At 70.3% G+C, this 18342-nt stretch carries 20 protein-coding genes; 14 read left to right on the top strand and 6 right to left on the bottom strand.

Going from position 1 to position 18342, the window contains the following annotated elements:
• Positions 1-124 precede the first annotated feature (124 nt).
• The 3 genes from ACIRU3_RS18090 to ACIRU3_RS18080 form a co-directional block, all read right to left on the bottom strand.
• A complete protein-coding gene (locus tag ACIRU3_RS18090; RefSeq protein WP_404057214.1) occupies positions 125-832 on the bottom strand; it encodes a L,D-transpeptidase in 708 nt (235 codons plus the stop codon).
• Between the two features lie 3 nt (positions 833-835).
• Entirely contained in the window at positions 836-1423 is a 588-nt protein-coding gene (locus ACIRU3_RS18085; RefSeq protein ID WP_404057213.1) for a pyridoxamine 5'-phosphate oxidase family protein, read from the bottom strand.
• 122 nt (positions 1424-1545) lie between these two features.
• Positions 1546-1848: a hypothetical protein gene (locus ACIRU3_RS18080; RefSeq protein ID WP_404057212.1), complete on the bottom strand. Its 303-nt coding sequence runs from the start codon at positions 1846-1848 to the stop codon at positions 1546-1548.
• Positions 1849-1937: 89 nt separating this feature from the next.
• Here ACIRU3_RS18080 and ACIRU3_RS18075 point away from each other — a divergent pair, with 89 nt between their 5' ends.
• The 5 genes from ACIRU3_RS18075 to ACIRU3_RS18055 all read left to right on the top strand — a co-directional run bounded on the left by ACIRU3_RS18075 (position 1938) and on the right by ACIRU3_RS18055 (position 7982).
• Entirely contained in the window at positions 1938-3131 is a 1194-nt protein-coding gene (locus tag ACIRU3_RS18075) for an argininosuccinate synthase (RefSeq protein WP_404057211.1), read from the top strand.
• 102 nt (positions 3132-3233) lie between these two features.
• The gene (argH, locus tag ACIRU3_RS18070) at positions 3234-4667 is read left to right on the top strand and encodes an argininosuccinate lyase (RefSeq protein ID WP_404057210.1); all 1434 of its coding nucleotides are present in this window, start codon (positions 3234-3236) and stop codon (positions 4665-4667) included.
• Between the two features lie 172 nt (positions 4668-4839).
• Positions 4840-5811, top strand: a complete 972-nt coding sequence (locus ACIRU3_RS18065) for an aldo/keto reductase (RefSeq protein ID WP_404057209.1) — start codon at positions 4840-4842, stop codon at positions 5809-5811.
• 84 nt (positions 5812-5895) lie between these two features.
• Complete coding sequence (locus ACIRU3_RS18060; protein ID WP_404057208.1) at positions 5896-6462, top strand: TetR/AcrR family transcriptional regulator; 567 nt, start codon at positions 5896-5898, stop codon at positions 6460-6462.
• On the top strand, positions 6459-7982 hold the full coding sequence (locus ACIRU3_RS18055; protein ID WP_404057207.1) for an MFS transporter: 1524 nt from the start codon (positions 6459-6461) through the stop codon (positions 7980-7982). Before ACIRU3_RS18060 ends, ACIRU3_RS18055 begins: the two co-directional genes overlap by 4 nt.
• Before the next feature lie 76 nt (positions 7983-8058).
• Here ACIRU3_RS18055 and ACIRU3_RS18050 read toward each other — a convergent pair whose 3' ends face one another.
• A complete protein-coding gene (locus ACIRU3_RS18050) occupies positions 8059-8730 on the bottom strand; it encodes a lysophospholipid acyltransferase family protein (protein ID WP_404057206.1) in 672 nt (223 codons plus the stop codon).
• A gap of 368 nt (positions 8731-9098) precedes the next feature.
• On the opposite strand from ACIRU3_RS18050, the gene ACIRU3_RS18045 reads away from it, so the two are divergent.
• From ACIRU3_RS18045 to ACIRU3_RS18035, 3 genes are all read left to right on the top strand, one after another.
• Positions 9099-10274: a glycerophosphodiester phosphodiesterase gene (locus tag ACIRU3_RS18045; RefSeq protein WP_404057205.1), complete on the top strand. Its 1176-nt coding sequence runs from the start codon at positions 9099-9101 to the stop codon at positions 10272-10274.
• 101 nt (positions 10275-10375) lie between these two features.
• Positions 10376-10882 (top strand): RNA polymerase sigma factor, encoded by a 507-nt coding sequence (locus ACIRU3_RS18040; protein WP_404057204.1) that lies wholly within the window; start codon positions 10376-10378, stop codon positions 10880-10882.
• 45 nt (positions 10883-10927) lie between these two features.
• Positions 10928-11425, top strand: coding sequence for a GNAT family N-acetyltransferase (locus ACIRU3_RS18035; RefSeq protein ID WP_404057203.1), 498 nt, complete (start codon positions 10928-10930; stop codon positions 11423-11425).
• 66 nt (positions 11426-11491) lie between these two features.
• Here the strand turns inward: ACIRU3_RS18035 and ACIRU3_RS18030 are convergent, their stop codons facing one another.
• Positions 11492-11911 (bottom strand): hypothetical protein, encoded by a 420-nt coding sequence (locus ACIRU3_RS18030; protein ID WP_404057202.1) that lies wholly within the window; start codon positions 11909-11911, stop codon positions 11492-11494.
• Position 11912: 1 nt separating this feature from the next.
• Positions 11913-12272, bottom strand: coding sequence for a hypothetical protein (locus ACIRU3_RS18025; protein ID WP_404057201.1), 360 nt, complete (start codon positions 12270-12272; stop codon positions 11913-11915).
• 69 nt (positions 12273-12341) lie between these two features.
• Here ACIRU3_RS18025 and ACIRU3_RS18020 point away from each other — a divergent pair, with 69 nt between their 5' ends.
• The 6 genes from ACIRU3_RS18020 to cbiE all read left to right on the top strand — a co-directional run bounded on the left by ACIRU3_RS18020 (position 12342) and on the right by cbiE (position 18309).
• A complete protein-coding gene (locus ACIRU3_RS18020) occupies positions 12342-12992 on the top strand; it encodes an HAD family hydrolase (protein WP_404057200.1) in 651 nt (216 codons plus the stop codon).
• A gap of 417 nt (positions 12993-13409) precedes the next feature.
• On the top strand, positions 13410-14453 hold the full coding sequence (locus tag ACIRU3_RS18015) for a methionine ABC transporter ATP-binding protein (RefSeq protein ID WP_404057199.1): 1044 nt from the start codon (positions 13410-13412) through the stop codon (positions 14451-14453).
• The gene (locus ACIRU3_RS18010) at positions 14450-15187 is read left to right on the top strand and encodes a methionine ABC transporter permease (RefSeq protein ID WP_404057198.1); all 738 of its coding nucleotides are present in this window, start codon (positions 14450-14452) and stop codon (positions 15185-15187) included. Before ACIRU3_RS18015 ends, ACIRU3_RS18010 begins: the two co-directional genes overlap by 4 nt.
• 101 nt (positions 15188-15288) lie before the next feature.
• The gene (locus ACIRU3_RS18005; RefSeq protein ID WP_404057197.1) at positions 15289-16122 is read left to right on the top strand and encodes a MetQ/NlpA family ABC transporter substrate-binding protein; all 834 of its coding nucleotides are present in this window, start codon (positions 15289-15291) and stop codon (positions 16120-16122) included.
• A 194-nt stretch (positions 16123-16316) separates the two neighbouring features.
• The gene (locus ACIRU3_RS18000; protein ID WP_404057196.1) at positions 16317-16955 is read left to right on the top strand and encodes a GNAT family N-acetyltransferase; all 639 of its coding nucleotides are present in this window, start codon (positions 16317-16319) and stop codon (positions 16953-16955) included.
• A gap of 136 nt (positions 16956-17091) precedes the next feature.
• On the top strand, positions 17092-18309 hold the full coding sequence (cbiE, locus tag ACIRU3_RS17995; protein ID WP_404057195.1) for a precorrin-6y C5,15-methyltransferase (decarboxylating) subunit CbiE: 1218 nt from the start codon (positions 17092-17094) through the stop codon (positions 18307-18309).
• The last annotated feature ends 33 nt before the right edge of the window (positions 18310-18342 follow it).

Here is an 18342-nt window from a genome sequence, read left to right as displayed (position 1 = left end):
GCGCTGAGTGTTCAGAGGCCTGCCGAGTCGGGAGGGGACTGGAGTGACTGGCGGTAACCGTCACCGGCCCGTGTGGCCCCGGGCCGGGGGCGACGCCGTTCTCGTACGGCTGCCCCGGGCGGGATCAGTACCGAGTGATGTCCGTGGCCCCGTCCACCGTGCCGACGGCGATGTGCGGCTTCTTCCCGGGATCCGCCCACTGCAGAACCCGCTGCATCGCGTCCTCCGGCACGGACACGCAACCGGCGGTCGCACCACTCCCGTTCACGTGCAGGAAGATCCCGGCGCCCCGCCCCAGCACCGGCCGGTCATAGTTGAACCCGATGACGAACGCGTAGGTGTACTGCGTCGTGTAGGTGCTCAGCTGCTCGGACTCCGCCGCACGGCAGTCGGCCGGAAGCGGGTCCACCCAACGGTTGTAGGACGTGGAGTCGTTGTCCTGGCACCACCAGGAACTCTGCTTCACCGCCCGGTACTCGGCGCGTGTGCCGCTCGGCGCCGCCTTGATCCCGAAGGCGAACGGAAGGCCGTAGAGCCCGGTCGGTGTCGTGTTCGTCCCCTGCTTCCGCGTATCCCCCTCCACCAGTCCCTTCGACCCGAACCGCGCCGGTGCGGACCCGGCCTGCACCCACTGTCCGTCCCGCAGGTCCCACCAGGTGACGGTGCCGGACGTGGAGTCGGTGCGCGGTGCCTGAGCCGTGATCAGCTGGGTGCCGCCACCGGTGTCCGCCATCCGGGCGGGCAACGGCAGCGGCTCCGGCTCGGGGCCGGGCGCGAGACCGAGCACGCAGACGGACGCGGACACGAGGGCGACGACGACACCGGGGCGCATGACTCAGACGCTAGAGGGCGGGAGCGGCAACGGCAGCCCGGGTAGGCCATCCAGGCTCGTCGCGATGTGCGCCTTCTTCGTGAAGTAGGCGCTGAGCGAGGTGTCGTCCTCGCGCGCGAAGCGCTTGCCGTGCAGGTCGCGGTCCTCCTCGTAGGCCATGTGGGGGACGGCGTAGCCGCAACTGTCCCGCACCAGTTCGGCATGCACGACGATGACCGCGCGCAGCCCGTGTGCGCTCGGGTCGATGTCCGGGAAGTGGCCGAGCAGCTCCTTGAAGTGCGGGTCGTCGCGGAAGACGGGCTCGCCCCGGCCGTGGACACGCACGATGTTCGGCGGGCCCTGGAAGGCGCACCACATGAGAGTGATACGGCCGTTCTCCCGCAGGTGGGCGATGGTCTCCGCGTTGGAGCCGGCGAAGTCGAGGTAGGCCACGGTGAGCTCGTCCAGCACCACGAAGGAGCCCTTGAGCCCCTTGGGGGAGAGGTTGACCGTGCCGTCGCCCGACAGGGGCGCGGTCGCGGTGAAGAAGAGGGGCTGCTCCTCGATGAACGTTCGGAGCCTGCCGTCTATGCGTTCATAGGTCTTTCCCATGTCTAACGATTATCGACGAAACTCGTTTGCCCGTCTAAGGAATTCTCGGATCCGCCGGGCCGGACCCACCGCGGCCGCCCCGGCCGGCGTCTCCTGCGGGGCGGCCACGGCTGCCTGTCACCTCACCTGGTGAGTGTGCAGGCGGCCGGCGAGTCCAGGCCGGCCGGCCTGGCGGAGGTGCGGCCGAGGGCGACGCGGTCGGTGGTCGGGACGCGCTTGTCCTTGAGCGGGCCGAGGATGGCGTTGTCGACGAAGTCCGGGCCGACCTGGCCGACGGTGCCGGCCGGTCTGGTGGTGGCCTCCTGGATCTGTGTCCGGAGCAGGGTGAGGTTGCGGTCGACCTCGGCCTGCGCAGAGGCGGGGACCGTGGGCAGCTGGGCGGCGACGTCCGGGCAGGTGATCGTGCCGGGGCTCGGCCCCTGCACGACTCCCCGCCTTGCGGGAGGTCGATTGACGAATCATGCAGAGTTCTGCATACTCATGCATATCAGCGAATGCACGTGAGGAGATTGCCGTGACCGAGCGCGTCGTACTCGCCTATTCGGGCGGTCTGGACACCTCCGTCGCCATCGGCTGGATCGCCGAGGAGACGGGCGCCGAGGTCATCGCTGTCGCGGTCGACGTCGGCCAGGGCGGCGAGGACCTGGACGTCATCCGCAAGCGTGCCCTCGCGTGCGGTGCGGTCGAGGCCGAGGTCGCCGATGCCAAGGACGAGTTCGCCGACGAGTACTGCCTCCCGGCGATCAAGGCCAACGCGCTCTACATGGACCGCTATCCGCTGGTCTCCGCCCTCTCCCGGCCGACGATCGTCAAGCACCTCGTCGCCGCCGCCCAGAAGCACGGTGCCACCACGGTCGCCCACGGCTGCACCGGCAAGGGCAACGACCAGGTCCGCTTCGAGGCCGGGATCGTCGCCCTCGCCCCCGGTCTCAAGTGCATCGCGCCGGTCCGTGACTACGCGATGACCCGGGACAAGGCGATCGCCTTCTGCGAGGAGAAGCAGCTTCCGATCGCCACCACCAAGAAGTCTCCGTACTCCATCGACCAGAACGTCTTCGGGCGTGCCGTCGAGACGGGCTTCCTGGAGGACATCTGGAACGGCCCGATCGAGGACATCTACGAATACACCTCCAACCCGGCCACCCCGCGCGACGCCGACGAGGTGATCATCAGCTTCGAGGGCGGCGTCCCGGTCGCCATCGACGGCAAGCCCGTCACCGTCCTGCAGGCGATCCAGCAGCTCAACGAGCGCGCCGGCGCCCAGGGCATCGGCCGGATCGACATGGTCGAGGACCGGCTGGTGGGCATCAAGTCCCGCGAGGTGTACGAGGCTCCGGGCGCGATCGCCCTGATCACCGCCCACCAGGAACTGGAGAGCGTCACCGTCGAGCGCGAGCTGGCCCGCTACAAGCGGCAGGTCGAGCAGCGCTGGGGCGAACTGGTCTACGACGGCCAGTGGTTCTCCCCGCTCAAGCGCGCGCTGGACGGCTTCATCAACGAGGCCAACCAGCACGTCTGCGGCGACATCCGGATGACCCTGCACGGCGGCCGCGCGGTCGTCACCGGCCGGCGCTCCCAGTCGTCCCTGTACGACTTCAACCTCGCCACCTACGACACCGGCGACACCTTCGACCAGGCGGCGGCCAAGGGCTTCATCGACATCTACAGCCTGTCGTCGAAGATCGCCGCCAAGCGGGATCTCGCGTAACCCGCGCGGGTCACCTCACACGCACCGGCCTGACAGCCGCCTCCTCGCCTGGAAAGGTGGGGAGGCGGTCGCACACAGCCATCTTTCCGAGGAGCAACGCAAGTGAGCAGCAACAGCGGTGATGTCCGGCTCTGGGGCGCCCGTTTCGCCGACGGTCCCGCCGAGGCCCTGGCGAAGCTGTCGGCGTCCGTCCACTTCGACTGGCGGCTCGCGCCCTACGACATCGCCGGTTCCCGTGCCCACGCGCGCGTGCTGCACAAGGCGGGCCTGCTCACCGAGGACGAGCTGACGCGTATGATCGCCGGGCTCGACCAGCTGGAAGCCGACGTGGCGAACGGCTCCTTCGTGGGCACGATCGCCGACGAGGACGTCCACACCGCTCTGGAGCGCGGCCTGCTGGAGCGCCTCGGCCCCGACCTCGGCGGCAAGCTCCGTGCGGGCCGCTCCCGCAACGACCAGGTCGCGACCCTCTTCCGCATGTGTCTGCGCGACCACGCCCGCACCATCGGCGGCCTGATCGCCGACCTCCAGGACGCGCTGATCGGCCTCGCCGAGGCCCACCCGGACGTGGCGATGCCCGGCCGCACCCACCTCCAGCACGCCCAGCCGGTCCTCTTCGCCCACCACGTGCTCGCGCATGTGCAGTCCCTGTCACGGGACGCCGAGCGCCTGCGCCAGTGGGACGAGCGGACGGCCGTGTCGCCGTACGGCTCGGGCGCCCTGGCGGGCAGCAGCCTCGGCCTGGACCCGGAGGCGGTCGCCGAGGACCTCGGCTTCGAGCACGGCAGCGTCGGCAACTCCATCGACGGCACGGCCTCCCGTGACTTCGTCGCGGAGTTCGTCTTCATCACCGCGATGATCGGCGTGAACCTGTCCCGGATCGCCGAGGAGGTCATCATCTGGAACACGAAGGAGTTCTCCTTCGTGACCCTGCACGACGCGTTCTCCACGGGCTCGTCGATCATGCCGCAGAAGAAGAACCCGGACATCGCGGAGCTGGCGCGTGGCAAGAGCGGCCGCCTCATCGGCAACCTGACCGGCCTGATGGCGACCCTCAAGGCCCTCCCGCTCGCGTACAACCGCGACCTCCAGGAGGACAAGGAGCCGGTCTTCGACTCCATCGACCAGCTGGAGATTCTGCTCCCGGCCTTCACCGGCATGATGGCCACGCTCACCGTGCACCGCGAGCGCATGGAGGAGCTGGCCCCGGCCGGCTTCTCGCTCGCCACCGACATCGCCGAGTGGCTGGTCAAGCAGGGCGTGCCGTTCCGCGTGGCGCACGAGGTCGCGGGGGAGTGCGTGAAGGTCGCCGAGGCCGAGGGCAAGGAGCTGGACGGCCTCACGGACGAGCAGTTCGCGAAGATCTCCACCCATCTGACCCCCGAGGTCCGCTCCGTGCTCAACGTCCCGGGCGCCCTCGCCGCCCGCAACGGCCGCGGCGGTACGGCACCCAGCGCGGTCGCCGTCCAGCTGACCGAGGTGAAGGCGGACCTCGCGCAGCAGCACGCCTGGGCCGACGCCAAGAAGCGGAGCTGATCCGGCGCCCCCGTTGCCCGCGCCCCCAAGGGGGCGCGGGCAACGGCGCGAACCGCCACCACGCAGCCGCACCCGCCGACGCACCGCAACTCCCGAGCTGAACGGCGAATCAACGGTCATCGCGGGTTACGTTGGTCGAAGCCTCACCGGAGCCGACCGAACGGAGCCCGCGATGCCCTTCGCCCGTCTCGCGCATGCCACGACGCCGACCTGCCACATCGGACTCGGTCTCGCCGCCGTCGGCCGCCCCGGCTACATCAACCTCGGCCGCGACACGGACCTCGGAGCGGACCGCAGTGTCGATGCCCTGCGCGAACGCACCCATGAACTCCTCGACGCCGCCTACGCCCAGGGCGTGCGCTACTTCGACGTCGCCCGCTCCTACGGCCGCTCCGAGGAGTTCCTCGCCGACTGGCTGAACGTCCGCCCGGACATCGGCGACGTGATCGTCGGCAGCAAGTGGGGCTACACCTACACCGCCGGCTGGTCCACGGACGCCGAACAGCACGAGGTGAAGGACCACAGCCCGGCGACGTACGAGCGACAGCGGGCCGAGACCGACGCGCTGCTCGGCGACCGGCTCGACCTCTACCAGATCCACTCGGTGACCCCGGACAGCCCCGCCCTGACCGACAAGGAACTCCACGCGAGGCTCGCCGAGGCCGCCGCCGAGGGCCTCACCATCGGCTTCTCCACCAGCGGCCCCGCCCAGGCCGAGGCGATCCGTGCCGCCCTGCAGGTGACGGTCGACGGCGAGCCCCTCTTCCGTACCGTCCAGTCGACGTACAACGCCCTGGAGACCTCGGCAGGACCCGCACTCGCCGAGGCGCACGACGCCGGACTGACCGTGATCGTCAAGGAGGGCATGGCCAACGGCCGACTGGCCGCGCCGCACGCCCCGGACGTGTTGAAGGCCGTGGCCGAGGAGACCTCCCTCGGCTGCGACGCCGTCGCTCTCGCCGTGATCTTGCGCCAACCGTGGGCGGGTGTCGTTCTCTCCGGCGCCGCGACCGTCACCCAGCTCGCCTCCAATCTCCACGCGGCCGTCGTCGACCTGGACGTGGACCAGCTGACCCGTCTCGCCACGCTGGTCGAGGACCCGCACACCTACTGGGAGCGGCGCGGACAGCTGCCCTGGCACTGACGGATCACCCACTCCGACCAGCGCCGATGAGTCACGCGTGCCTATTGTGAGACAATGGCGTCTCATCTGGGCTATGCTTGTCTCATGGCTCTGGATCGTGACCACGTGCTGCGCAGCGCAGCCGCCCTGCTGACCCGCAAATCCACGGCGACCATGGACGAGGTCGCCAAGAACGCCGGGATCAGCCGGGCCACGCTGCACCGCCACTTCGCCGGGCGCGACGCGCTCGTACGGGCGCTCGAGGCGCTCGGCATCGCGGAGTGCGAGGCGGCCCTGGACACGGCCCGTCTGGACGAGGGCCCGGCCGGCGAGGCCGTACGGCGCCTGATCCGGGCGTTCGAACCCTCGGCCGGCCTGCTCGCCTTCCTCTACACGGAGAACCAGCTGTTCGAGGGCGAGCAGCAGAACCGTGGCTGGGCCCGCATCGACGAACGGCTCACGGCCCTGTTCCGGCGCGGCCAGGAGAGCGGCGAGTTCCGCATCGACCTCACCCCGGCCTGGCTCACCGAGGCGCTGTACGGCCTGCTGGCCTCCGGCGCCTGGGCGGTGGCGGAGGGCCGGGTGGCCGCCAAGGACTTCACCCACATGATCGCCGAGCTGCTGCTCGGCGGTGTACGACGCACGGACACACCACGGAGAGAGGAATCATGACCAGCACCCTGCAGCCGGCTCGTACGGCGGAGGTGGAGAAGCGCCCGGGCCGCTGGCTCGCGCTCTCCGTCCTCGTCCTGGCTGTGCTGCTGGTGGCCGTCGACGCCACCGTCCTCGGCCTGGCGACCCCCTACATCAGCGAAGACCTCAACCCCTCCGGCACCCAGCTGCTGTGGATCGGTGACGTCTACTCCTTCGTCATCGCCGGTCTGCTGGTCTCCATGGGCAGCCTCGGAGACCGCATCGGCCGCAAGCGGATCCTGCTCGTCGGTGCCACGGCGTTCGGCGCCATATCCGTGCTCAACGCCTATGCGACGACACCGGAACTCATGATCATGGCGCGGGCGCTCCTCGGTGTCGCGGGTGCGACGCTGATGCCCGCCACCCTCGCACTGATCCGCAACCTCTTCCACGACCCGCGCGAGCGCAGCCTCGCCGTCGGCATCTGGGGCGCCACGGCTTCCGCGGGCACGGCGGTCGGCCCCATCGTGGGCGGCTTCCTGCTCGAACACTTCTGGTGGGGCTCGGTCTTCCTGATCAACCTGCCGGTGATGGTCGTCCTGGTGCTCGTCGGCATCCGCACACTGCCCGAGTCCCGCAACCCCAACCCCGGCCCCTGGGACATGATCAGCGTCGTCCTGTCGCTCGTCGGCATGATCGCCCTGGTGTACGCGGTCAAGGAGGCCGCGACCCACGGCTTCACCTGGCCCACCTTCGCCTCGGCCCTGCTGGGTGCGGCGGCCCTCCACGGCTTCGTGCGCCGCCAGCTCACCATGCCGATCCCGCTGCTGGACATGCGCCTGTTCCGGCGCCGTGGCTTCAGCGGAGCCGTGCTCGCCGACCTGCTCACCGTCCTCGGCATGTCCGGCCTGGTGTTCTTCCTCTCCCAGTACCTGCAACTCGTGCAGGGCCGACGCCCGTTCGAGGCAGGCCTGGCCGAACTGCCCGCCGCCGTCGGCGCGGTGGTGGCCGGCCTGGTCGCGGGCCGGGCGGCCCGCCGCTTCTCGGTACGGGCCGTGGTCTCGGGCGGCCTGGCCGGCGTGGGCGTCGCACTCGCCGTCCTCACGACCGTGGGCCGGTCGACGGGCTACCCGGTCCTCGGCGCCGCGCTCCTGGTGGTCGGCATCGGCGCCGGTTTCTCCTTCACGGTGACGGCCGACGTGATCCTCTCCAGCGTGCCGAAGGACCAGGCGGGGGCCGCCTCCGCGGTCTCCGAGACGGCGTACGAACTGGGCGCGGCCCTCGGCATCGCCCTGCTCGGCTCGATCGTGACAGGCGTCTACCGCGATTTCACGGGCCCGGCCGGAACCCCGGCAGCGGCCCACGAGTCACTGGGAGCGGCGGTCGAGTCATCGGCGGGCATGCCCCCGCACACGGCGGAGGCCCTGCTGGACGCGGCCCGCGGCTCCTTCGTCCACGGCCTGCACCTGGCCTCCGGCGCAGGAGCGGCGGTACTGCTGGCGACGGCGGTGGCGGCCTGGTTCCTGCTGAAGAACCAGAAGCTGGAAGGCGCGGGCTGAGCCGAGCACGTCAGGGGCGTGGGGAATCGCGCGAGCTTCCCCCACGCACCCGCATCCGGACCGGCCGTCGGCGACGCTAGGCGGCCTTCGCCTTGGTGGCGTACATGTCCACGTACTCCTGCCCGGACAGCCGCATGACCTCGGCCATCACGGAATCGGTCACCGCCCGCAGCACATACCGGTCCCGGTCCATCCCCTCGTACCGCGAGAACTCCATGGCCTCACCGAACCGCACGGTCACGCGGCCGGGCCGCGGCATCCCCGCCCCGCCCGGCTGCAGCTTGTCCGTGCCGATCATCGCGAAGGGGACCACGGGCGCGCCCGTCATCAGCGTGAGGCGGGCGATGCCGGTGCGGCCACGGTAGAGGCGGCCGTCGGGAGACCGCGTGCCCTCCGGGTAGATGCCGAAGATCCTGCCCTCCTCGAGGATGCGGCGGCCGGTCATCAGCGCCGCCACACCGCCGCGACCGCCGTCGCGGTCCACCGGGATCATGCCGACGCCCGTGAAGAACCAGGCCATGAGCCGGCCCTTGAGGCTCTTGCCGGTGACGTACTCGTCCTTGCCGATGAAGAAGACCTGACGGTCGCAGACCAGGGGCAGGATCATCGAGTCGATGAAGGTCAGGTGATTTCCGGCCAGAATGACCGGGCCGTCCCCGGGGATGTGCTCCACGCCCTCCACCTGTGGGCGGAACATCAGGCGCATGATCGGTCCGAGCACTGCCTTGATGAGCGCGAAGCGGGACAACGGGTCCTCCGATGTCGAGGGAAGCGATATGTGTCTGTGCAGGTGAGGACATTACTCGCGGCTCCGGGGGAAGCGCACATCGGGTGCGCCCGGTTCACCGAGGTCTTACACACTGTTGACGTTGGTTTACCTGCGGTGACGCGAAGGAGTCCGCCCGTAACCCCCCGGCGACGATGTGACGGACATCGCGCACGGCCCGCACCGCCCGGGTGCCCGACTCCCGCCCGCCGATGCCGAGGGTCCGTCACATGGGTGCTTCCGACAGGACATTCGGTGTCACCCGTACGTTCCGGCCGGGGTCTCCCGTCCGTCATGTGCACGCCCCTACGATCGGCGCGCACTCAAGGGCGGACGGCAGGAGGGCGCTCATGGACAGCGACCAGGTGAACGGGCAGACCCAGGGAACGGGACGGCGGGCGCTTCTCGGCGCGGCGGTGCTCGGCGCGGGCGGGGCGGTCTTCGGACTGCCCGGAACCGCCCGAGCGGCCGACGCCCGGACGGCGGGACACGGCGGGCGCGGGCTGAAGAGCCTGCCGGTGCCGACGATCATCGGACACCGGGGTTCCAGCGGCTATCGCCCCGAGCACACCTTCGGCTCGTACAACCTGGCCCTCGACCTCGGCGCCGACGTCGTGGAGGCCGGTGACCTGGTGCCCACCAAGGACGGGCATCTGGTGTGCCGGCACGAGCCGGAGATCGGCGGCACCACGAACGTGGCGGACCATCCCGAGTTCGCCGACCGCAGGACCACCAAGGTTCTCGACGGCGTCTCCACCACGGGCTGGTTCACCGAGGACTTCACCCTCGCCGAGCTGAAGACGCTGCGCGCGATCGAGCGCATCCCGGCCAACCGGCCGCACAACACCCTCTACAACGGCCGCTGGGAGATCCCCACGTTCGAAGAGGTCCTGAAGTGGCAGGACGAGCAGACCCGCAAGCGTGGCAAGCAGGTCTGGATCTACCCCGAGACCAAGCACCCCACCTACTTCCGCAAGCTGGGCCTGGGCCTGGAGGAGCGGGTGGCGAAGCTGCTGCGCAAGTACGGCAAGGACGGCCGGAACGCGCCGGTCATCCTGCAGTCCTTCGAGCCGAGCAGCATCCAGAAGCTGAACCAGCTCGTCGACAACCCGCTCGTCGTCCTGCTCTCCTCGGCCGACAGCCGCCCCTATGACTTCGTCGAGGCGGGCGACCCGCGCAAGGTCGCCGACCTGATCACGCCCAAGGGCCTCAGGGAGATAGCCGGCTACGCGCAGGGCATAGGCCCGACGCTGGACCTGATCATCCCGAAGAACGCCGACGGCACCCTGGCGAAGCCGACCACGCTGGTCGCCGACGCGCACAAGGTGGGGCTGATCCTGCACCCCTACACCATGCGCAACGAGAACCCCTTCCTCCCGGCCGAGTACCGCAAGGGCAGCGCGGCGGACGCCTACGGCGACGTCTTCGGTGCCTTCAGGACGTACTTCGCGACGGGCATCGACGGCGTCTTCACCGACAACGCCGACACCGGCCTGCTGGCCCGCGCCGACTTCCTGGCCGGCTGAGCCCGCCGTACGCGTCAACGGCAAGGCCGTACGACACCCCGTTCGGGGTGACTCCACGCCGCCCCGGAAACCTGCCGCCGGGGCGGTGCGTCGTTCCGCATATGACGCACGACCTGGTAGCCGCCCTGCATCCGCTGCTCACCGCCGAGGCCTCCGCGGAGGCATATGCCTCCGGGGGCGAGCCGGCCGACCTCGAGCAGGCGGTCTGGCTCCGCCTCCTGGAACGCCTGGAGACCGACGGGCCGCCGCTCGACCCCCAGGGCTGGGTGCGCAAGGCCGTCCGCGCCGAGGCCCGCCGCAGCCGTCGTACCACCCGCGTCGAACGCCCCTACGGCGCCGAGCCGGTCGACGACACCCGCCCCGGCCCCGAACAGCTCGCGCTCACCGCCGCCCGGCATCGCGCCCTGCGTGCCGCGGTCCGCCGCCTGCCCGGTCGCTGCCCCCGTCTCATGGAGGCGCTGCTCTCCCCGAAGGACCTGACATACCGGGAGATCGCGGGGGAGTTGGGTATCTCACAGGGCAGTCTCGGACCGGAACGTTCCCGATGTCTGGGATGTCTGCGCCGATTGCTTACGCCGGAGGTTGCGGCCCGCGAAGCGCGGGGATAGGAGTGGGGAACGACAGGCGATCAGGTGAGCGGGAGGCGTGCGCACATGGGCATGAGCGTGACCATCTCGGTGGCGACCGAGCAGGACACGGAGCAGATCTTCAAGCTCCAGTACCTGTGCTTCCAGAGCGAGGCGGCTCTGTACGGCAACTACCGCATCGACCCGCTCGTCCAGAGTCTCGACTCGGTGAGCCAGGAGGTCGCCGCCGACTGCGTCTTCGTGGCCCGTCTCGGCGACGAGGTGGTCGGCTCCGTGCGGGGCAAGGTCACCGAGGACGGCGCGGCCGCCATCGGCAAGCTCTGTGTCCACCCCCGCCTGCAGGGCCACGGCATCGGTGCACGGCTGCTGCGCGCGGCCGAGACGGCTCTGTCCGAACAGCGCGGCGCCACCAGGTTCCGCCTGCACACCGGTCACCGCAGCGAGGGCAACCTCCGCCTCTACCGCCGGGTCGGATACGAGGCGGTGGGCAGGTCCAAGGGTGCCGACGGCGTCGAGATGATCGTCCTGGAGAAGCAGGCGGGCGCCTACGCGACCACGGCGTGACGCGTACCCCAGGGGTGCGGGTAACCGCGTGCCGGGTCACGCCTCACCCGCGCCCGCAAACGGTCCTCAAGCGCCTTGCCGAGTCCGCGCCTTGCGCAGCCAGTACATCGCGGAGAGCGGCAGCAGCACGGGGATGAACACGTACCCCATCCCGTAGTCCGACCACACGGTCGCGTCGGGGAAGGCAGAGCGGTCCACCAGGGTCCACGTGCCGACGACCAGGACGCCCGCGAGCTCGGCGGCGCAGCACACCAGCGCCGCCCTGCGGGCCGTCTCCCCGCCGCGGACGAGGCTGTACGTGATGAAGCCGTACACCACACCCGCCACCGCGGACAGCGAGTACGCCAAGGGGGCGCGGTCGAACTCCGTCGCGATCTGGTACGCCGAGCGCGACACCGCGCCGACCACCATCACGCCGTAGAACCAGACGAGCAGCATGCCCGGCCCGCTGATCAGCCGGGTCGGCTTCTCCTCCACCGCCGTCATCTCAGCCTCCCCAGATGTCATAGAGCCGCACCTCGAGCACGGCCAGCACCACACCGCCGGCCGCCACCGTCACCGAACCCCAGCGCGTCCGCTCGGCCAGTGACATGAAGCCCGCCGCCGGCACACACGCGAACGCGCCCAGCAGATACGCCACGAAGATCGTCGTGCCCTGCTCCGGCTTCTCGCCCCGCGTCAGCAGCACGATCCCGACGACCAGCTGGATCACGGCCAGCAGCGACACCACGGCCATGCCGATGAAGTGCCAGTCCTTGGTCGGCTGGTCCCGGTAGGCGGCCCAGCCGCACCAGGCGGCGAGCAACAGCGCGGCGACCCCGGTCACCAGCGTCAGGGCATTGAGCATGCGGTGACCTTATTACGGCCGAAATGGCCCGGCGCCGCCGACCCCGTCGTACACCGTAGGGTCTAGACCATGACGATCCACGCACGCGCCCTTCTGTTCGACAACGACGGCACCCTCGTCTCCTCCCTCGACTCCGTCGAGCGCTGCTGGACGCGCTGGGCGCGGGAGTACGGGATCACGGCCGAGCAGTTCGGGCGGGTGGAGCTGCACGGGCGGCCCGCGGCGGAGATAGTCGCCGACCTGCTGCCCGCCCGCCTCGTGCCGGAGGCGGTCGCGCGGGTCGAGCGACTGGAGGTGGAGGACGTGCCCAACGGGGGAGTGCATCTGCTGCCCGGCACACAGGACTTCCTCGACTCGCTGCCCGCCGACCGCTGGGCCGTCGTCACCTCCGCCACCCGGCGCCTCGCCGAGGCCCGCCTCGACGCCGTCGGCATCCTGCCCAAGACACTGATCGCCGCCGACGACATCACCCGCGGCAAGCCCGACCCCGAGCCCTATCTGCTCGCCGCCCGGCAGCTCGGCGTGGACCCGGCCCGCTGCGTCGTCTTCGAGGACGCCCCCGCCGGACTCCAGGCGGGCCGCGCGGCCGGCATGACCACCGTGGCGTTGGCCACAACCCACCGGGCCGAGGAGCTGGACGCCGACCTGGTGGTGAGGGACCTGTCGGCCTTGTCCGCCCTGGCCACGGACGAGGGAGTGCAGATCTCCGTTCGCGACTGAGAACTGTCCGCCGCTGTCCAGTATGCGGACAGCGGCGGCCGGTCAGCACCGTAGGTCTGGTTTACTGATCGCATGACCACGACGAGCGACCGCATCCTTGCGACCGAGGCGACCCTGACGCCCGGCGCCGGTTGTCTGTGTCTGCGTCGAATGTGCGCCTTCTAGAGGGCCCCCGCACCACCTGAGCCTCGCGCCCCGAAGCGAGAGCCGTGGCCTGTCCGACGCCGGTTCCCGGCGTACGCGACTGATGCCTCCCCCACAGCCTGAACGGCGTGGGGGGACCCCCATCGCGCACACGAAGTTCTCCCCGGTTCACCGCCACAGCGAGAACCGTGCCGCGTCCCTGAACGAATGCAATGCATGCACCCGTGTCCGGGCACACCCACGCCCGCGCACTCGACAGTGACGGACATCCCTGTGATCACCACATCGGGCCTGACGAAAATCTACCGGGCTCACCGCTCGCACGGCCGCGAGGTCACTGCCCTCGACGGCGTCGATCTCCACGTCCGCGAAGGCGAGGTCTACGGCGTCATCGGCCAGTCCGGCGCCGGAAAGTCCTCGCTCATCCGCTGCGTCAACCTGCTGGAGCGGCCGACGGCCGGGACGGTGAGCGTCGCCGGACAGGACCTCACCGCGCTCGCCGGGCGCGGACCCCGCGCCGGCCGCGAACTGCGGCAGGCGCGCAGCCGGATCGGCATGATCTTCCAGCACTTCAACCTGCTCTCCTCGCGCACCGTGCAGGACAATGTCGAGCTGCCGCTGGAGATCCTCGGCACGTCGGGGAAGGAACGTTCCCGCAAGGCGCTCGAACTCCTCGACCTGGTGGGCCTCGCCGACAAGGCCAAGGCCTACCCGGCCCAGCTCTCCGGCGGCCAGAAGCAGCGCGTCGGCATCGCCCGCGCCCTCGCCGGCGACCCCAAGGTGCTGCTCTCCGACGAGGCCACCAGCGCCCTCGACCCGGAGACCACCCGCTCCGTCCTGCAGCTGCTGCGCGACCTGAACCGGCAGCTGGGACTGACCGTTCTGCTCATCACCCACGAGATGGACGTCGTGAAGTCCGTGTGCGACTCCGCCGCCCTCATGGAGAAGGGCAGGATCGTGGAGTCCGGCACGGTCAGCGAGCTGCTCGCCACCCCCGGTTCCGAACTGGCCTCCGCGCTGTTCCCGGTGGGCGGCGAGGCCACGGGCGACGACCGCACCGTCATCGACGTCACCTTCCACGGCGAGGCCGCCACCCAGCCGGTCATCTCCCAGCTCGCGCGCACCTACAACATCGACATCTCGATCCTCGGCGCCGCCATCGACACCGTCGGCGGCCTCCAGATCGGCCGCATGCGCATCGAACTGCCCGGCCGCTACGAGGACAACGTGGTGCCCATCGGCTTCCTGCGCGAGCAGGGCCTGCAGATCGACGTGGTGGGCCAGGAGCCCGTGCTGGTGAAGGAAGGTGCGAAGTGACCTGGTCCGAGCAGTGGTCCCTGTTGGAGCCGGAGTGTTGGAACACCCTCTACATGGTCGGGTGGTCCACCCTCATCGCCATCGTCGGCGGTCTGCCGCTGGGCATCCTGCTCGTGCTCACCGAGCGCGGCGGCCTGCTGCAGAACGTCGTGGTGAACAAGGTCATCGGGCAGGTCGTGAACGTCACCCGCTCCATGCCCTTCATCATCCTGATGGTCGCCCTGACCAGCTTCACCCGGTGGGTCACCGGGACGAGCATCGGCCGTGACGCCGCCATCGTGCCGCTGGCCATCGGCGCCATCCCCTTCTTCGCCCGTCTCGTCGAGACGGCTGTCCGCGAAGTGGACGGCGGGCTCGTCGAGGCCGTGCAGTCGATGGGCGGGAACATTTTCACCGTGGTCCGCAAGGTCCTCGTGCCGGAGGCCCTGCCGTCGCTGATCTCCTCCGCGACCACCACCGTCGTCGCCCTCATCGGCTACTCCGCGATGGCCGGTACGGTCGGCGCCGGCGGCCTCGGCGACCTCGCCGTCCGCTACGGCTACCAGCGCTTCGAGACCGGACTCATGTGGGTCATCGTGGCGATCCTGGCCGTCGTCATCTCCCTCCTCCAGTTCGCCGGCGACTTCGCGGCCCGCTCCCTGCACAACCGCGGCGCCCGCTCCGGCCCGGGGCCCAGGCTGCGCCCGCTGAAGGCCGAGGAGCCCGCAGCGGCCGACATCGGCAAGGTCGCCTGAGCCCGGTCGCTGAGCCCGGCCCGTCGCTGAGTCCTCCACCCCCAAGAACTCCCCGTACACCCAACACGGGGTCGCACCACCCTTAAGGAAAGGCACTTTTCGTGCGTAACACCGCCAAGTTCACCACCGCCGTCCTTGCCGCCGGAGCCCTCACCTTCGGGCTCACCGCCTGCGGCTCCGGCGCCGACTCCGCCGGCTCCGCCGACTACAGCGGCCCGCTGGTCGTCGCCGCGAGCCCGACCCCGCACGCCGAGATCCTGAACTTCGTCCAGAAGAACCTGGCGAAGAAGGCGGGCCTCGACCTCGAGGTCAAGGAGTTCACCGACTACATCACGCCGAACACGGCGACCGAGGACGGCTCGGTGGGCGCCAACTACTTCCAGAACCAGCCGTACCTGGACGACTTCAACAAGAAGCGCGGCACCCACATCGTGCCCGTCGTCACGGTTCACCTGGAGCCGCTCGGCCTCTACTCGCACAAGGTGAAGAGCGCCGACGCCCTCAAGAGCGGTGCGACCGTCGCCGTCCCGAACGACGCCGTCAACGAGGCCCGCGCCCTGAAGCTGCTCGCCACGAACGGGCTCATCACCCTCAAGGACGGCGTCGGCAACGAGGCGACCCCGCAGGACATCGCGAAGAACCCCAAGAACCTCACGTTCAAGGAGGTCGAGGCGGCCCAGACCCCGCGCTCCCTGGACGACGTGGACGCGGCCGTGGTCAACGGCAACTACGCCATCTCCGCCGGCCTCAAGCCCGCGAAGGAGGCCCTCGTCCTGGAGTCCGCGAAGAACAACCCGTACGGCAACTTCCTCGCCGTGAAGAAGGGCAACGAGAAGGACCCGCGTGTGAAGAAGCTCGCCAAGCTCCTCACCTCGCCCGAGGTCAAGAAGTTCATCGAGGACAAGTTCCAAGGCTCGGTCATCGCGTCGTTCTGACGGGGCGTATACCGCGTATCGCCACGCACGGGGTCGTCTCCCTCACCGGGTGGGGGTGCCCCCACGCCTTTGAGGCTGTGGGGGACGACCCCGTCGTGCCGTTCAGTGGTTTCATGCTGCATGCTGGGCAGTTCAGCAGGTCCCCAGCGGTCCTGATGCTCTCTCAAGATTTTCCGAAGGTTACGGAGCGGCGCATGACTAGCACCTTCCCCAACATCTCCATCAGCACGGAGCGGTTGGTGCTGCGTCCCCTCGACGAGGACGACGTGCCCGCCCTGACCGAGATGATGAACGACGAGCAGGTCGCCGCCTGGACCGACGTCCCCCAGCCGTTCACCGAGGACGGCGCCCGGCACTGGATCACCGAGTACGCGCCCACCGAGCGCGCCGCCGGCCGGGGCCTGGACCTCGCGGTCACCGAGTTCCTCACCCAGCGTCTGGTCGGCGTCGTGCAGCTGGCCAAGACCAACTGGCACATCCGCTCCACGGAGCTGTCGTACATCATCGCCCCCTGGGCCCGCGGCGAGGGCTACGCCTCCGAGGCAGCGCTCGCCACCGCCCAATGGATCTTCGGTGACCAGAAGTTCGAGCGGATCGAGATCCGTACCGCCGCCGACAACACCGCCTCCCAGCAGGTCGCCCAGAAGATCGGCTGCATCAGCGAGGGCGTCCTGCGCAACGCCTGCATAGTCCACGTCCGCACCGCGGACGATGCCTGGACCGATGTGCGCACCGACTTCATCGTGTGGAGCCTCCTCCCGGAGGACCTGGACGGCGCCGACGGGCAGCTCGCCGACACCGGCGGATTCACCTCGTACTCCGACTGGAACTGACAGCGGCGAGGCACACCCCGATCCGCGCACGACCCGGCGCCACCGCGCGCCCGCTACCTTCACCAGGTACTCTCACGGAGCCCGCCCACGGGCCCCGCACCCCTGACGAGCTGCGAAAACCGGGAGACTGACGACGATGGCCGACCGGGTCACGGTGATCGGCTGGGACGGCTCGCCGCTGACCGAAGCGGCACGCGCCGCCCTCGGCGCCGCCACGCTCGTGGCGGGCGCGGCCCACCACCTGGCGCTCCCCGAGATCCCGCCCGCGGCCGAGCGCATCCGCCTCGGCAGCGTCAGCCTGGCCGCCCGCCGGATCGCCGCCCATCGCGGCACCGCGGTCGTGCTCGCCGACGGCGACCCCGGCTTCTTCGGCGTCGTACGGGCTCTGCGCGCACCCGAGTTCGGCATGGAGATCGAGGTCGTACCCGCCGTCTCCTCGGTGGCCGCGGCCTTCGCCCGCGCCGGTATGCCCTGGGACGACGCCCAGGTGGTCGTCGCCCACCCGCGCACCCTGCGCCGGGCCGTCAACGTGTGCCGCGCCCACACCAAGGTCGCCGTCCTCACCGCACCGGGCGCCGGCCCCGCCGAACTCGGTCTGCTCCTCGACGGAGTCCACCGGACCTTCGTCATCTGCGAGGAACTGGGCACCGAGCGCGAACAGGTCTCCGTCGTCACCTCCGACAACGCCGCCGACCACACCTGGCGCGACCCGAACGTCGTCATCGTCATCGGCGGCCCGGTGGGGGCTGCCGAGGGCGGCGGCTGGATCGCCGGCCGCGACCCCGGCACCGGCCCGCGCGGCTGGGTGCAGCGGGACGAGGTGTACGGCGGCGGCCTCGGCGAAGGGGAGACCCAGCTGCTCCGGGCCGCCCAACTGGCCCGTCTCGGTCCTCGGGTCGGCGACCTCGTCTGGGACATCGGCTGCGGCAGCGGCGCGTTCGCCGCCGAGGCCGCGCGCGCCGGAGCCGCCGTCATCGCCGTCGACCGGCTTCCCGACGCCTGCGCCCGGACCGATGCGGCCGCGCGCCGCTTCGGCGTCCAGCTCCAGGTGGTGCGGGGCACCGCCCCGCACATCCTCGAAAACCTGCCCGAGCCGGATGTCGTACGGGTCGGCGGCGGGGGAGCGGTCGTGGTCTCCGCGGTCACCGACCGGCGCCCGCAGCGCATCGTGACCCACGCCGCGACCCGTGACGAGGCCGAACTGGTGGGCCGCGGTCTCACCGAGCACGGATACCGGGTCGAGTGTGCCCTGCTGCAGTCCGTCGAACTCGATACGAGGGCCTGGACGGAGACCGAGCGGAACGTGGCGTTCCTGCTCACGGGGGAGTTGCTGCGTCGCGAAGCGCCTCGCTGAGGGGTGCGGGCCGGGCGACGGGCGGGCGCTGCC

The sequence above is a fragment of the Streptomyces sp. NPDC101151 genome (assembly GCF_044768335.1).
Taxonomy (GTDB): Bacteria; Actinomycetota; Actinomycetes; order Streptomycetales; family Streptomycetaceae; genus Streptomyces.
The sequence above is the reverse complement of the archived record's forward strand: the minus strand, read 5'-3'. Positions and strand labels throughout refer to the sequence as shown.